The 15,162-nt window shown below is 63.5% G+C and carries 14 protein-coding genes and 2 tRNA genes; 4 read left to right on the top strand and 12 right to left on the bottom strand.

The window, feature by feature from the left end; all coding sequences use genetic code 11:
• Positions 1-18: 18 nt before the first annotated feature.
• The 10 genes from nusA to rlmE form a co-directional block, all read right to left on the bottom strand.
• Positions 19-1,512 carry a transcription termination factor NusA gene (gene nusA, locus ACNKU3_RS19525; RefSeq protein WP_418261249.1) on the bottom strand — a complete coding sequence of 498 codons (1,494 nt, stop codon included), beginning with the start codon at positions 1,510-1,512 and terminating at the stop codon, positions 19-21.
• Positions 1,513-1,541: 29 nt separating this feature from the next.
• Positions 1,542-1,997: a ribosome maturation factor RimP gene (gene rimP / locus ACNKU3_RS19530; protein ID WP_418261250.1), complete on the bottom strand. Its 456-nt coding sequence runs from the start codon at positions 1,995-1,997 to the stop codon at positions 1,542-1,544.
• An 87-nt stretch (positions 1,998-2,084) separates the two neighbouring features.
• Positions 2,085-2,161 (bottom strand) — tRNA-Met (locus ACNKU3_RS19535).
• 378 nt (positions 2,162-2,539) lie between these two features.
• Positions 2,540-2,625: transfer RNA gene (locus ACNKU3_RS19540), tRNA-Leu, on the bottom strand.
• An 8-nt stretch (positions 2,626-2,633) separates the two neighbouring features.
• On the bottom strand, positions 2,634-3,017 hold the full coding sequence (gene secG / locus ACNKU3_RS19545) for a preprotein translocase subunit SecG (RefSeq protein ID WP_418261251.1): 384 nt from the start codon (positions 3,015-3,017) through the stop codon (positions 2,634-2,636).
• 36 nt (positions 3,018-3,053) lie between these two features.
• On the bottom strand, positions 3,054-3,797 hold the full coding sequence (tpiA, locus tag ACNKU3_RS19550; protein ID WP_418261252.1) for a triose-phosphate isomerase: 744 nt from the start codon (positions 3,795-3,797) through the stop codon (positions 3,054-3,056).
• Positions 3,798-3,865: 68 nt separating this feature from the next.
• Entirely contained in the window at positions 3,866-5,215 is a 1,350-nt protein-coding gene (gene glmM, locus ACNKU3_RS19555; RefSeq protein WP_418261253.1) for a phosphoglucosamine mutase, read from the bottom strand.
• 2 nt (positions 5,216-5,217) lie between these two features.
• Complete coding sequence (folP, locus tag ACNKU3_RS19560) at positions 5,218-6,021, bottom strand: dihydropteroate synthase (RefSeq protein WP_418261343.1); 804 nt, start codon at positions 6,019-6,021, stop codon at positions 5,218-5,220.
• A gap of 82 nt (positions 6,022-6,103) precedes the next feature.
• On the bottom strand, positions 6,104-8,023 hold the full coding sequence (gene ftsH / locus ACNKU3_RS19565; RefSeq protein WP_418261344.1) for an ATP-dependent zinc metalloprotease FtsH: 1,920 nt from the start codon (positions 8,021-8,023) through the stop codon (positions 6,104-6,106).
• A 797-nt stretch (positions 8,024-8,820) separates the two neighbouring features.
• Positions 8,821-9,447: a 23S rRNA (uridine(2552)-2'-O)-methyltransferase RlmE gene (rlmE, locus tag ACNKU3_RS19570; protein WP_418261254.1), complete on the bottom strand. Its 627-nt coding sequence runs from the start codon at positions 9,445-9,447 to the stop codon at positions 8,821-8,823.
• Positions 9,448-9,542: 95 nt separating this feature from the next.
• Between rlmE and yhbY the strand changes: the two genes are divergently transcribed.
• From yhbY to ACNKU3_RS19590, 4 genes are all read left to right on the top strand, one after another.
• Complete coding sequence (yhbY, locus tag ACNKU3_RS19575) at positions 9,543-9,854, top strand: ribosome assembly RNA-binding protein YhbY (RefSeq protein ID WP_418261255.1); 312 nt, start codon at positions 9,543-9,545, stop codon at positions 9,852-9,854.
• Positions 9,855-10,290: 436 nt separating this feature from the next.
• Positions 10,291-10,632, top strand: a complete 342-nt coding sequence (locus tag ACNKU3_RS19580; protein ID WP_418261256.1) for a hypothetical protein — start codon at positions 10,291-10,293, stop codon at positions 10,630-10,632.
• Positions 10,633-10,790: 158 nt separating this feature from the next.
• On the top strand, positions 10,791-11,240 hold the full coding sequence (locus ACNKU3_RS19585) for a hypothetical protein (protein ID WP_418261257.1): 450 nt from the start codon (positions 10,791-10,793) through the stop codon (positions 11,238-11,240).
• Between the two features lie 3 nt (positions 11,241-11,243).
• Entirely contained in the window at positions 11,244-11,420 is a 177-nt protein-coding gene (locus ACNKU3_RS19590; RefSeq protein WP_418261258.1) for a hypothetical protein, read from the top strand.
• Between the two features lie 40 nt (positions 11,421-11,460).
• Here ACNKU3_RS19590 and greA read toward each other — a convergent pair whose 3' ends face one another.
• Together greA and carB are read right to left on the bottom strand one after the other, a co-directional pair.
• Entirely contained in the window at positions 11,461-11,937 is a 477-nt protein-coding gene (gene greA, locus ACNKU3_RS19595) for a transcription elongation factor GreA (protein WP_418261259.1), read from the bottom strand.
• A complete protein-coding gene (carB, locus tag ACNKU3_RS19600; RefSeq protein ID WP_418261260.1) occupies positions 11,934-15,155 on the bottom strand; it encodes a carbamoyl-phosphate synthase large subunit in 3,222 nt (1,073 codons plus the stop codon). Before carB ends, greA begins: the two co-directional genes overlap by 4 nt.
• Between the last annotated feature and the right edge of the window lie 7 nt (positions 15,156-15,162).

The raw sequence follows: 15,162 nt of genomic DNA on the forward strand, positions 1-15,162 counted from the left end.
GCTTCCAGCTGGCGTCGCTCAGCTTTCGGACTCCGCAAACCAGGGTTCACGTGCGGTCATAATCAACTGGCCGGCACGCTCTTCTGTCATGTCTTCAATGTCCATCAGGTCTTCAACGCCCTGCTCGGCGAGATCTTCCATGGTGACGATGCCGCGGCTGGCCAGGATGAATGCCAGGTGGCGGTCCATGCCTTCCATGTTGAGCAGATCGTCGGCGGGCTCGTTGGCGCCCAGCTGTTCTTCCGAGGCAATCGCCTGGGTCAGCAGCGCATCCTTGGCACGGGCGCGCAGTTCCTCGGCGATATCCTCGTCGAAGCCTTCGATGGCAGTCATTTCTTCCAGCGGCACATAGGCCACTTCTTCCAGCGTGGTGAAACCTTCTTCCACCAGGATCTCGGCGACTTCCTCGTCCACGTCGAGCTGTTCGCAGAACACGCTGATCACCTGGCCGGCCTCGGCCTCGTGCTTGGCGGCTGCATCTTCGAGGCTCATCACGTTGATGGTCCACTGGGTCAGCTCGCTGGCGAGGCGGACGTTCTGGCCGGCGCGGCCAATGGCCTGCGCCAGGTTATCCTCGGATACGGCCACGTCCATGGTGCCGGAATCTTCATCCATGACGATGGATTCAACCTCGGCGGGCGCCATCGCGTTCACCACCAGTTGCGCCGGGTTGTCGTCCCACAACACGATATCCACGCGCTCGTTGTCGAGTTCGTTGGACACCGCCTGTACGCGTGAACCGCGCATACCGACACACGCACCCACCGGGTCGATGCGCTGGTCGTTGGTCTTGACCGCGATCTTGGCCCGCGAGCCCGGATCGCGGGCAGCCGCGCGGATCTGGATCACGCCCTCGGAAATTTCCGGCACCTCGATCTTGAACAGTTCGATCAGCATTTCCGGGCAGGCGCGGCTGAGAATCAGCTGCGGGCCGCGGGCTTCGGCGCTGATTTCCTTGAGGATGGCGCGCACGCGGTCATTGACGCGGAAGGTCTCGCGGCCGACCAGTTCACCGCGCGGCAGCAGGCCCTCGGCGTTGTTGCCGAGGTCCACGATGATATTGTCGCGGGTGACTTTCTTGACCGAACCGGCGACCAGTTCGCCGACACGATCCATATACTGCTCGACCACCTGGGCGCGCTCTGCGTCGCGCACGCGCTGCACGATCACCTGCTTGGCAGTCTGGGCAGCGATGCGGCCGAAGCCGACGTTTTCCACGATTTCCTCGTAAATGTCGCCGGGCTGCAGGGAAGTGTCTTTCTCCGCCGCTTCCTCGGTGGTGAACTGGGTGCCCAGCAGCGCCAGCTCGTCATCGGGCACGACCAGCCAGCGACGCTTGGTCACGTAGTCGCCGGTCTTGCGGTCGATAACGACCTCGATATCCGAATCCTCTTCGTAGCGTTTTTTGGTCGCTGTCGCCAGGGCGAGTTCAATCGCCTCGAAAATGATGTCCTCGGACACCCCTTTCTCGTTGGAAACAGCTTCCGCTACCAGCAGAATTTCCTTGTTCATCTCTAGCCTCGCCAGTTCACAAGCCGCATTCAGATGCGGGGTTCAACGCGCGCCTTGTCGATCGCGCTGTGCGGCAGAAGGTATTCGTGGTCGTCAACCTGGACTACCACGTCCTCGCCCTCTATGCCTTTCAGTACACCCCTGAACCTGCGTCGCCCCTCGAAGGGACTGCGCAGGCGCAGGTCGATAATCTCCCCAACATATGCCGGGTATTGTTGCAACTTGAACAGCAGGCGATCCATGCCCGGGGAGGAAACCTCGAGGGTGTACTCACCGGTGATGGGATCCTCCACATCGAGAATGCCGCTAACCTGCTCGCTTACCGCCGCGCAGTCGTCGACATTCACACCGTTTTCGCTCTCTATATACAGGCGCAACACGCTGTGCCTGCCCTGTGACAGGTACTCGACACCCCACAACTCAAAGCCAAGGGCTTCTACTGTCGGTTCCAGCATCTGCTGGATCTGTTCGGACTTTCCTGCCACGCCGGCACCTTTTCTCCAAGTACGAAAAAGCCCCAATAAAGGGGCTTTCCGATAATCGTCGCGGTTTCGGAGCGTGCGACGATATGTTGGTAGCGGGGGCCGGATTTGAACCGACGACCTTCGGGTTATGAGCCCGACGAGCTACCAGGCTGCTCCACCCCGCATCAAAACTACCTCGATGTGAAAGCCCCTCGGCAATCACCCCGGGTTGCGGCTAAAGTTTCTTCCGCGCCCCAAATTCGAGGTGGTGCATTATAGGTACCGCCCCCTCAGGGGTCAACCGAAATACCGAAATTTTCTTCGGCGATTTCAGTGAAAAGTTTGCCGCACCGCCCGACCTGCAATATTTGCCGGAAGACAAACCAACGACCGCGATCCAAAACCATCTATCTGGATCAATAACCGGGAATTCCCTGGTTAAAAAAAACAAAACCCGGTTTTTACCGGGCCTTGTTTTGTGCAACTGCCGAAGGCGGGACTTGACGCGCCCGGCCAGGGCCACACGAACTCTCCACTGCGTGGACTATCGTGCGTCATACTAATGGTGCCGAAGGCGGGACTTGAACCCGCACGAGCATTGCCCACTACCCCCTCAAGATAGCGTGTCTACCAATTCCACCACTTCGGCGTAAAACTTCAGTCCAGTTGGGGAACATCCCCCGCAGGCTCATCGCTGCTGGCAGCGGGAATTTCGTCCTCCACTACCGGCAGTTCGTCGCTTGTTGACTGGGGCGCAGATTGTACTCCAGACACGGGCAATTCAATACCTAAATCATCAACCGGCGCAGAAGATTGATTCGCCAGCACCGCCAGGCCAAAACTGGTAGCGAAAAACACCGCCACCAGCCAGGACGTGGCGCGGGTCAGCGCGTTGCCGCTACCCGATGAACCGAACAGGGTTTGCGACGCACCGGCACCGAAGGAGGCGCCCATGTCGGCACCCTTGCCCTGCTGCATCATGATCAGGCCGATAATGGCCAGCGCGACCAGCAGGTGTACCACCAAAACTATCTGAAGCATTTTCAGTCCAGCTCCTCTGGGGAGCGTTCAATTCGTTTACGCCGCCGCAGCGACGATATCCAGGAAATCCGCGGCGACCAGGGAAGCACCACCAATCAAACCGCCGTCGATATCCGGCTGGCCGAAGAGTTCCCCGGCATTGCCCGGCTTCACACTGCCACCGTACAGGATACGGGTCGCAGCTGCATCCAGGCCATCCAGTGCCGCCAGCTCATCGCGGATAAAGCGATGCATTTCCTGCGCCTGCTCCGGCGTAGCCGTCAGGCCGGTACCGATCGCCCAGACCGGTTCATATGCCACGACCAGGCCAACTGGCTTGTCACGCCCTTCGAGCGCACCGCGCAGCTGCCCGGCGACTACTGCCCCAGCCCTGCCCGCCTCTCGCTCTGCCTGCGTTTCACCCACACAGAGTATGGGCTTCAAGCCCGCGGCGGCGGCCGCCTGGAGCTTTTGCGCAATCAGGCCATCGCTTTCGGTGTGGCCGGCACGGCGCTCGGAATGCCCGAGAATCACCCACTCGCAGCCGAGGTCCGCCAGCATCCGGGCTGCGACATCGCCGGTATAGGCACCGGACTCATGGGTACTGCAATCCTGCGCGCCGACACTCAACGCACTGCCCTGGCAAGTGGAAATCGCCTGGCTCAGGTGCACAAACACGGGACACACTGCGACGTCGACCTCCGGCGGTGTTGCGGACCGCAGGAGTTCATCGAGCAATTGCCCGACGCTGGCCCGCGAACCGTGCATCTTCCAGTTACCCGCAACCATGGGTCGACGCATATTACCTCCGGGCCAAAAAAGCGGCGGCAATCTTACCCAAGAAGGCCGGTACAGGCAAGCCGCCAAAATTAACCAAGAATCTGTTCCACTTCCGCGGCCAGTTGCTCGCAGTTGCGGCGAACCTGCACTTCGTCCTCACCTTCCACCATCACCCGCACCACCGGCTCGGTACCGGAGGGGCGCAACAGCACCCGGCCACGGTCGCCGAGATCCGCCTCCACCCGGCTCACCGCGGCCTGCAGCGCCGCATTGCCCTCGAACTGGACGCCGCTGCCGGTGGGAACATTGATCATGACCTGGGGCAGCTTGCGCATCCCCCGCCGCAACTCGGCCAGGGGCTTGCGGCTATCGCTCACCGCGCTCAACACCTGCAGGGCAGCTACGATGCCGTCGCCGGTGGTGACCACATCGCTGCAGATGATATGCCCGGAGGATTCACCGCCGAGCAGCCAGCCGCGCTCCTCCATTGCCTCCTTGACATAGCGGTCGCCCACTTTGGCGCGGAAGAATTCCAGCCCGGCGGCGCGCAGCGCCAGTTCCAGGCCGAGGTTGGACATCAGGGTGCCCACCACCCCGGCGTCCCGATGGCCATCCTGCAGGCGCTGCATGGCGATGATATAGAGCAGTTCGTCACCATCGACCAGCTCGCCCTGCGCATCGATAAACAGAACCCGGTCGCCGTCGCCATCGAAGGCGATACCCAGATCCGCCTCGCGTTCGACCACTAACCGCGCCAGGGCTGCGGTATCGGTGGAGCCGACACCTTCATTGATGTTGAAACCGTCGGGCTGCACGCCCATGCTGATCACTTCAGCACCGAGCTCGCTGAACACACTGGGGGCGATGTGATAGGTGGCGCCGTGGGCGCAATCCACCGCGATACGCAGTCCGCGCAGGCTGAAACTCTCCGGCACCGTCGACTTGCAGAATTCGATGTAGCGCCCGGCGGCGTCCACCACCCGCACCACCTTGCCGATTTCCCGTGAACCGACGGTCTGCAGACCAAGTTCAAGCTCCGCCTCGATGGCGTGCTCCAGCTCGTCCGGCAACTTGCTACCCACGGCATTGAAAAACTTGATGCCGTTGTCCTGGAAGGGATTGTGGGAAGCGCTGATCACGATACCGGCGTTCGCCCCAAAGGTGCGGGTCATCAGCGCTACTGCCGGAGTCGGCATGGGACCGAGCAACTTCACGTCGACCCCGGCGGCCACCAGCCCGGCCTCGAGCGCGGACTCGAACATGTAGCCCGAGACCCGGGTGTCCTTGCCGATGATTACCAGGCAGCGGCCCTTGACTCCGGGCTGGCGCGCAAACACCCGGCCGCAGGCCCAGCCGAGCCGCAACATGAAGTCCGGAGTGATTGCTCCCTCACCGACGGCACCGCGAATGCCGTCGGTACCAAAATAACGTTTAGCCATAGTCATCTTCTTGGTTCTTGTTCCAGCAGCGCGGTATACATCGCCAGCGCATCGCAGGTCTCGGCGACATCGTGGCAGCGGATGATCGACGCGCCGCGCTCGGCGGCCAGCACCGCCAGGGACAGGCTGGCCGGCAGCCGTTCGTGCACTTCCCTGCCAATCAGCTTGCCGATAACCGACTTGCGCGAGAGCCCCACCAGCAGGGGCAGCCCGAGCGCCGCCAGGCGCGGCAATTCGCGCAACAGTTCGAGATTATGCTGCAGGCTCTTGCCAAAGCCAAAACCGGGGTCGAGCACTATTTTTTCGCGGGGAATGCCGGCCGCCGCGCACAGTGCGGCCCGGGATTCGAGGAAGTCCGCGACATCCGCCACCACGTCCGCATACTGCGGGTCCAGTTGCATGTTGCCGGGCTCGCCGCGCATGTGCATGAGACAGACCGGCAGACCGCTGGCCGCGGCGGCCTCCAGCGCGCCGGGGCGCTGCAGGGCCCGCACATCGTTGACCAGCCCGGCGCCACACGCCGCGGACTCGCGGATCACCGCCGGGGTACTGGTGTCCACGGAAATGATCACATCCAGCTCCGCCGCGATCCGCTCGACCAGCGGGACCACCCGGTCCAGCTCTTCGGCCTCACCCACCGGTGCGGCGCCCGGGCGGGTGGATTCACCGCCGATATCCAGCAATGCGGCGCCGGCGGCGACCATAGCCGCAGCCCGCCGCAGGGCATTATCGAGATCGAGACGGCCGGCGCGATAGAGACTGCCGCCGTCGGAGAAGGAGTCGGGCGTGGTATTGAGAATCCCCATGACCCGGGGACGGGACAGATCGAGGCCGCGCCCGGCGCAATCCAGCGTCCGGGCGGGCAGTGTTACGGTTTGCAAGGGGAACTCAGTGTTCGCCGGCGGGGCCACCGATGGGGCTGCCCGGCGATGCCTCCGGTTTTTCCTCGTCCAGCCTCGCGCTGGAACCACCACCGGTATTACCACCCCAGTCGGAGGGCGGGCGCGGGGTACGACCGGACATGATGTCCTCGATCTGTTCCGCGTCGATGGTCTCGTACTGCATCAGGGCGTCCGCCATCGTGTGCAGCTTGTCGATGTTTTCTTCCAGCAGCCGGCTGGCGGCGCTGTAGCACTCGTCGATGATGCGCCGCACTTCCTTGTCGATCTGGGTCGCGGTCTCATCGGAAATGCCCTGGTGCGGATTCGCGGCGGAGCGGCCGAGGAACACTTCCTCACCGCCCTCGTCGTACATCAGCGGGCCCATTTTCTCGGAGAGACCCCACTGGGTGACCATCTTGCGGGCGATCTCGGTGGCCCGCTTGATGTCATTGGAGGCCCCGGTGGTAATCCCGTCCGGGCCGAGGGTCATCTCCTCGGCGATACGCCCGCCAAACAAGCTGCAGACCTGGCTGATGATGTGCCGGCGGCTGTGGCTGTAGCGGTCTTCCTCGGGCAGGAACATGGTGACGCCGAGGGCGCGGCCGCGGGGGATGATGCTCACCTTGTAGACCGGGTCGTGCTCGGGCATCAGGCGCCCGACGATCGCGTGGCCGGCCTCGTGGTAGGCGGTATTGCGCTTCTCGTCCTCGGACATGACCATGGAGCGGCGCTCGGCGCCCATCATGATCTTGTCTTTCGCCAGTTCGAACTGCTGCATGCCGACGATGCGCAGGCTGGCGCGGGCGGCGAACAGGGCCGCCTCGTTGACCAGGTTGGCCAGGTCCGCCCCGGAGAAACCGGGGGTACCGCGGGCAATCCGCGAAGGCTCCACGTCTTCGCCCAGCGGCACCTTGCGCATGTGCACCTTGAGAATCTGCTCGCGGCCGCGGATATCCGGCAGGCCCACGACCACCTGGCGGTCGAAACGGCCGGGGCGCAGCAGCGCCGGGTCGAGGACGTCCGGGCGGTTGGTGGCAGCGATGACGATCACGCCGTCATTGACCTCGAAACCGTCCATTTCCACCAGCAGCTGGTTCAGGGTCTGCTCGCGCTCGTCGTGACCGCCGCCGAGACCGGCGCCGCGGTGACGACCGACCGCGTCGATCTCATCGATAAAGATGATACAGGGCGACTGCTTCTTGGCCTGGTCGAACATGTCGCGCACCCGGGAGGCGCCCACACCGACGAACATCTCGACGAAATCGGAACCGGAGATGGAGAAGAACGGCACCTTCGCCTCGCCGGCAATGGCTTTCGCCAGCAGCGTCTTACCGGTACCCGGCTGGCCGACCATCAGCACGCCGCGGGGAATGCGGCCGCCGAGTTTCTGGAACTTGCTCGGGTCGCGCAGGAACTCGACCAGTTCCTGCACGTCTTCCTTGGCCTCGTCGACACCGGCGACATCGGCGAAAGTCGTGGTGATCTGGTCCTCACCCAGCAGGCGGGCCTTGCTCTTGCCAAAGCTCATCGGGCCGCCGCGGCCGCCGCCACCGCCCTGCATCTGGCGCATGAAGAACATGAACACGGCGATAATGATCAGGATCGGGAAAGAGGCGACCAGCAACTGGGTCCAGACGCTCTGCTGTTCCGGCTTCTTGCCCTCGACAACCACGTTGTGGGACAGCAGGTCATCCATCAGCTTGGGGTCTTCGACCATCGGCCGGATGGTCTCGAAGCGACTGCCATCCATGCGCTCGCCGGAGATCACCAGCCCGTCCACGGTCACCTTGCTGACCTGGTCGCGGTTCACCTCCAGGACGAACTCGGAATAGCCCACCTGTTCGGGTGGCGTCTGCATATTGAAGTTGTTGAAAACCGACAGCAGGACCGCGGCAATCACCAACCACAGCAAAAGGTTTTTGACCATATCGTTCAACGCTGCTTCCTCTCGGGACAGACCTTGGGAGGCGGGGCCGCCAGTCGCGTGGATCAACGGACCCTACAGCCTTACTCCTCAATTATAGACACTGCCGGGGCGTTTGTTCTCCGCCGTGGGCAGCTGGAAAGTGGAACCGGGTCCCGGGGGACGCAGTTTCAGGAATCGGCAAGTCGCCAATGTACTACAGTTGGGGCTTTGCCTCCATGTTTCAAGGTGGGGCTGGTTACAGTTTCATCTCCAAGGCTGGATGCCAGGCCGCCTGGGGGCTGGGCTGGGTGGCAAGCCGCGCGGAACAGGCAGTCTCCACTGGGACACGCCAAAAAGCGCACATCCATGTGCAGGCTCGGGTGGCGACATCCATGTCGCCACACGGTCCCAGTGGAGACTGCCTGTCCCGCACGGCCCCGACCGCCCTGCCAGACCCCGAATTCGGCGCCCTGGAACGCCGGGTACTCTGCAACTCGCTTGTTGTGAATCCCGAATCCCGAATCCCGAATCCCGAATCCCGAATCCCGAATCCCGAATCCCGATAAGTCTAACGCCCAGGAACCCAGCAAATGCTCGGAGTCGCAGGATACTCAGGCGTGTGCAGCGGAGATTCCCTGTGGGAACCGTGAGGCGACAGGACGTCGCCGACCGAGCCTGCACATGGACGTGCGCTTTTTGGCGTGTTCCCACAGGGAATCTCCGCTGCGCGCGCCGCCCCCCCCTCAATAAGTACACCTTCTCCCCAAAGCTCAGAGGCTCAGAGGCTCAGAGGCTCAGAGGCTCAGAGGCTCAGAGGCTCAAGAAGCTTTGAACCCAGTAGCCACAAGGTAAACCTCCCGCGACCGGGGCCGCGAAGCATCCGGTTTCCGGGTCAGTACCTTCTGGAAGGAGGTCCGGCAATCCCGCATCAACTCCTCGAAACCCTCGCCGTGAAAGACCTTGGCGACAAAGGTGCCACCGGGGGGCAGGACCCGGCGGGCAAGATCAAGGGCCAGCTCCACCAGGTACATGGCGCGCGGCTGGTCGACCGCGTTGAGGCCGCTCATGTTGGGGGCCATATCGGACATCACGAGGTCCACCGGGGTCTCGCCAACGGCCTCGAGTATCGCGTCGAAGACCTCGTCGTCGGTGAAATCACCCTGAATGAACTCGACACCGGCCAGGTTGTCCATGGGCAGGATGTCCGAGGCGACCACGCGGCCGCGGTGACCGACCAGGTCGGCGGCCACCTGGGACCAGCCGCCGGGGGCACTGCCGAGGTCGAGGACCGTCATGCCGGGCCGGATAAGGCGGTCTTTTTCGTTTAATTCCAGTAGCTTATAACAGGCGCGACTGCGGTAACCCTCGCGCTGGGCGCGCTGGACGTAGGGGTCGTCCCGGTGTTCTTTCAGCCAGGCCTTACTGGAGGATCGCTTCTTCGGCATGCAACAGGTCTATAGTAGTGGAGGTCATTCCCGCGGTGGCGCGCCTCGGGTAGAATACGCGCCCCCTGAATTTCCCATTGTAACGTGGATTGCCGATGAACATGCAGAAATCCCCCGACAGCAAGCAGTTGCGCGCCATCGGCCACAAACTCAAACCGGTGGTGACGGTCGCCGGCAAGGGCCTGACGGAAAACGTCATCGCGGAAATCGACCAGGCGCTGGAGCGCCACGAGCTGATCAAGGTCAAGCTGGCCGTGGGCAGCCGCGAGGCGCGGTCGGCGACGACCGAGGCGGTCTGCGAGGCCTGCGGGGCGCAGCTGGTCCAGGCCATCGGCAACATGATCCTGGTCCTGCGCCGCAACAGCAAGCCGGATCCGCAGCTTTCCAACCTCTTGCGCCCTCTGTAAGCAGACCCATCCAAACCCGCGGATTGCAGTTACAGATTCCGGGATAGGCCGGGCACCTCGCCTTGCCCTAGGCCGGTGGAGTTGCCGCCGGCCTGGACACGGCATCCTGCACCCCGAAAACCGCAAAAGCGGCGTCCCGCCAGCTTGGCTTCGGCCATCCATGGCCTCAGACATTTTCGCGGTGCAGGATGCCGTATCCAGTCCTCTTCAGTGCCAATCCCCGGATTATGCACTCCGTAACAAAAGGCGGCTTCTGGACAACACACCGGTGGACCAGCGCACTATGCTACTCAAGAACGTTTTCCTGGCTCTCAATAGATTGTCATTTTGATTCAGCTCGGTCTAAGGGAACACGCCAATCTCGATAATCGTTCCCCGATTTACCACCAGCTCGCGCCCCGCTACACTGGAGCCGTATCTGCCGCTGTGAGGTCACATGGGAGAACTGCTGGAATTCCCTTCGCCCCGGGTCCAGGGCCTGGCGTTTCTGGATCGCCGCATTCGCCAGCTGTTGTCCGACCGCGGCGCCGATGACGAACTGATGGATTTCGCCGCCGGCGAACTCACCCGCATCTACAGCCGCATTCACGACAGCGAGCAGTATTGCTTCGCTGTCGACCTGCCTGACAGCCTCTCGCCACAGGACCACATCGCCCTGCGCCTGGCTATCGAAACCGGGCTCGAAGGCGTCCGCCGGGAAAATCACGCACTGGTGCTGGAACTGGTGGCCGAACTGGTCCTCGCCAGGGTCCAGCTGTTCCAGTCCCGACGGGGCTAGCCGGATCGGGGCCCGGGCGTGGACCACGTGTCGGGGCGCCCCTTTCAGCCCTGCTCACCCTCGTGGCAAAAAACTCTCGCTGGCGTCTGGACAAGGCATCAAACGCAAATGATAATGATTCTCATAAATCAACGATTCATTGGGTATGAGGGTCACACATGCACAAAATGCGCTTCCTATGCGCCACTCACCGCGCCTGGCTGAAGGACAACCCCCTCGCCGCTAACAGTCTGTGGCTGCGCAGCCAGCAGCGCGGGCAGGAGCTGGCGGAGGAGCAGGATTACCTGGACGCCGCCCGGCATGCGGGCGCCGCCTTCGAAACCGCGGGCATCCTGCTGGGACGCCCGGCGCGCCCCGGGGCGTTGGACATTCGCCGCTTTACCGAGTCCTGCACGCTGCTGGTGGATATGCTGCAACGCCTTGGGGAACACGACGGAGCGCGCAACATGGCGGCCGCGGCAATCGCGCGGATGGAGCAGTTGCTGCTGCGGGGGGTGGAACGCACTGCGGTGCTGGATGCCTGCCAGCGCCTGCTGCAGGCGGGACAAACTGCGGTGCCCGGAGCCTCGGGAAACATGGCGTACCGCGGCGCGGCGCCGTTGCATTGAAGCATGGGCAAGCCGCTACCGGAACAGCAGTTGACCCAGCGGGTCCAGTTGGAACTGCCGGTGGATGTCCTGCGCCGGCTGTTGCGCGAGCGCAGCCTGGTGGCCAGTGAGTTTCGCTGCCTGAACCGGAATTCCAGCCGCGCCGGCTGGCGCGCACTGAAGGAAAGCCTGATGGAGTAACCGCGGGCCCCGGCGCGGGTGGAGGGGCCCGGGACTGGAACTAGATGTGGTGGACCTGGTCGATCTCGTATTCGATGTCGCCGCCCGGTGCGCGCACCACGACGACGTCACCCTCTTCCTTGCCGATCAGGGCGCGGGCGATGGGCGAACCGATGGAAATCAGGTTTTTCTTCACGTCCGCCTCGTCCTCGCCGACGATGCGGTAGGTACGGGTTTCATCGGTATTGACGTTGATCAGGTCGACAGTAACACCGAAGATCACCCGCCCGGTCTTGGCGATGGTGGTCACGTCAATCACCTGGGCGCCGGCCAGCTTGCTCTCGATCTCCATGATCCGGCCCTCGGCGAAGCTCTGCTGTTCGCGGGCGGCATGGTACTCGGCGTTCTCCTTGAGGTCGCCGTGCTCGCGGGCCTCGGCGATGGCCGCGACGATGCGCGGGCGCTCCACTTTCTTCAACCGCTCCAGCTCCTGCCGCAGGGCGGCCTCGCCGGTTTTGGTCATCGGCTCCTTGTTCATGCGCTGATACTCCTGTGCAGGTCCTGCAGCCTGCGTACTTTTTTATCCACTTCCTCGCGCAACGACAGCGCCACCGCTTCGGCGGCGGCCAGCGTGGTGGTGTAGTAAACCCGGTGCGCTTCGGCACTGGCGCGGATCGGCGCTGAGTCTTCGATAGCGCGGCGACCGTCGGTGGTATTGATGATGAGATCCGCCTCGTCGTTCTTGATCATGTCGACGATGTGCGGGCGCCCTTCCAGCACCTTGTTGACCCGGCGCACCTCGAGGCCGGCAGCCTCCAGCGCCGCGGCGGTGCCGCCGGTGGCGGCCAGCTTGAAGCCAAGCTCCACCAGTTGCTGCGCCACTTTCACCGCACCGGGCTTGTCTACATCGCGCACGCTGATCAGGGCGGTGCCGCCGGTGGGCGGTGCCTCGCCGGCACCGAGCTGGGCTTTGGCGAAAGCGACCGCAAAACTGTCGCCGACGCCCATGACCTCACCGGTGGAGCGCATTTCCGGGCCGAGGATGGGGTCGACACCGGGGAATTTATTGAAGGGCAGCACGGCTTCCTTGACGCTGTAGTAGGGCGGTACCACTTCCTTTTCCACGCCCTGGGAGGCCAGGCTCTGGCCGGCCATGCAGCGCGCGGCGACCTGGGCCAGCGATACGCCGATGCACTTGGACACGAAGGGCACGGTGCGCGAGGCGCGCGGGTTGACCTCGATCACGTAGATCTCGTTGTCCTGCCAGGCCAGCTGCACGTTCATCAGGCCGACCACGCCGAGCTCCAGGGCCATTTTGCGGACCTGTTCGCGCATCTCGTCCTGCACCGCCGGGTCCAGGCTGTAGGGCGGCAGGGAACAGGCGGAGTCGCCGGAGTGCACGCCGGCCTGTTCGATGTGCTGCATGATCGCGCCGATCACCACCTGCTGGCCGTCGCTGACCGCGTCGATATCCACTTCCACCGCGGCGGAAAGGAAGGAGTCGAGCAGCACCGGCGCGTCGTCGGAGGCCTTCACCGCGTGGGTCATGTAGCGCAGCAGGTCCTCTTCGCGGTAGACGATTTCCATCGCCCGGCCGCCGAGCACGTAGGAGGGGCGCACCACCAGCGGGTAGCCGATGGCTGCGGCCGCTTCCACCGCCTCGTCGACACTGCGCACGATGGTGTTGGCGGGCTGCTTGAGGCCGAGCTTCTGGATCATCTGCTGGAAGCGCTCGCGGTCCTCGGCGCGGTCGATGGCGTCCGGAGTGGTGCCGATGATCGGCACGCCGGCGGCTTCCAGGGCCCGGGCCAGTTTCAGCGGGGTCTGGCCGCCGAACTGCACGATCACGCCCTTGGGTTTTTCCAGTTCGACGATTGCCAGCACATCCTCCAGGGTCACCGGCTCGAAGTAGAGGCGGTCGGAGGTATCGTAGTCGGTGGAGACGGTCTCCGGGTTGCAGTTGACCATGATGGTCTCGTAACCGTCTGCAGCCATGGCGAGCACTGCGTGTACACAGCAGTAGTCGAACTCGATGCCCTGGCCGATGCGGTTGGGACCGCCGCCGAGCACCAGGATCTTGTCGCGCTGGGACGGCGCCGCCTCGCACTCTTCCTCGTAGGTGGAGTACATGTAGGCGGTGCTGGACGCGAATTCCGCGGCACAGGTATCCACCCTCTTGTAGACCGGGCGGATATCCAGGGACTGGCGGTGGGCGCGCACTTCGGCCTCGGTGGAGGCCAGCAACACGGCGAGGCGCTCGTCGGAGAAACCCTTGCGCTTCAGGCGGAACATCTGCTCGGCGCCGATATTGGCCAGCTCGATGGCTTTGAGCGCGTCCTCGGTGCGCACGATGTCCTCGATTTGCACCAGGAACCAGGGGTCGACGCCGGTCAGCTTGTAGACTTCATCGATGCTCATTTGCGCACGGAAGGCATCGGCGATGTACCAGATGCGCTCGGGGCCGGGGTTGATCAGCTCCGAGAGCAGGTCGTCGCGCAGGTCCGGGTCGTCCACGTCGATCTTGTGCTCGAAACCTGCGGAGCCCACTTCCAGCCCGCGCAGGGCTTTCTGCACGGATTCCTGGAAGGTGCGGCCGATCGCCATGACCTCGCCCACGGATTTCATCTGGGTGGTCAGGCGGGCATTGGCGCCCTTGAATTTCTCGAAGGCAAAACGCGGGATCTTGGTCACCACGTAGTCGATGGCCGGCTCGAAGGAGGCCGGGGTGGCGCCGCCGGTGATGTCGTTCTGCAGTTCGTCGAGGGTGTAGCCCACCGCCAGCTTGGCCGCCACCTTGGCGATCGGGAAGCCGGTGGCCTTGGAAGCCAGCGCCGAGGAGCGCGACACCCGCGGGTTCATTTCGATGACCACCATGCGGCCGGTTTGCGGGCACTGGCCGAACTGCACGTTGGAACCGCCGGTCTCCACGCCGATCTCGCGCAGCACCGCCAGCGAGGCGTCGCGCATGATCTGGTATTCCTTGTCGGTGAGGGTCTGTGCGGGGGCGACGGTGATGGAGTCGCCGGTGTGCACGCCCATGGCGTCGAAGTTCTCGATCGAGCAGACGATGATGCAGTTGTCGTTTTTGTCGCGGACCACCTCCATCTCGTACTCTTTCCAGCCGATCAGGGACTCGTCGATGAGCAGTTCCTTGGTCGGTGACAGGTCCAGCCCGCGGGTACAGATCTCCTCGAACTCATCGCGGTTGTAGGCGATACCGCCGCCGGAGCCGCCCATGGTGAACGAGGGGCGGATGATGCAGGGGAAGCCGATGCTGTCCAGCACCTGGAAGGCTTCCTCCATGCTGTGGGCGGTGGAGGCGCGGGGGGTTTCCAGGCCGATGCGCTTCATGGCCTTGTCGAACAACTGGCGGTCCTCCGCCTTGTCGATGGCCTCCTTGGTGGCGCCTATCATCTCCACGCCGAACTTTTCGAGGATACCGTGCTTGGCCAGGTCGAGGGCGCAGTTCAGCGCGGTCTGGCCGCCCATGGTCGGCAGCAGCGCGTCCGGGCGCTCCTGCTCGATAATACGGCCCACGGTGCGCCACTCGATGGGTTCGATGTAGGTGGCGTCGGCCATCGCCGGGTCGGTCATGATGGTGGCGGGGTTGGAATTCACCAGGATGACCCGGTAACCCTCTTCGCGCAGGGCCTTGCAGGCCTGGGCGCCGGAGTAGTCGAATTCGCAGGCCTGGCCGATCACGATGGGACCGGCGCCGAGGATGAGGATACTCTGGATGTCAGTTCTCTTTGGCATAGGTCAC

The organism is Haliea sp. E17 (genome assembly GCF_048323675.1).
Lineage (GTDB): Bacteria > Pseudomonadota > Gammaproteobacteria > Pseudomonadales > Halieaceae > Mangrovimicrobium.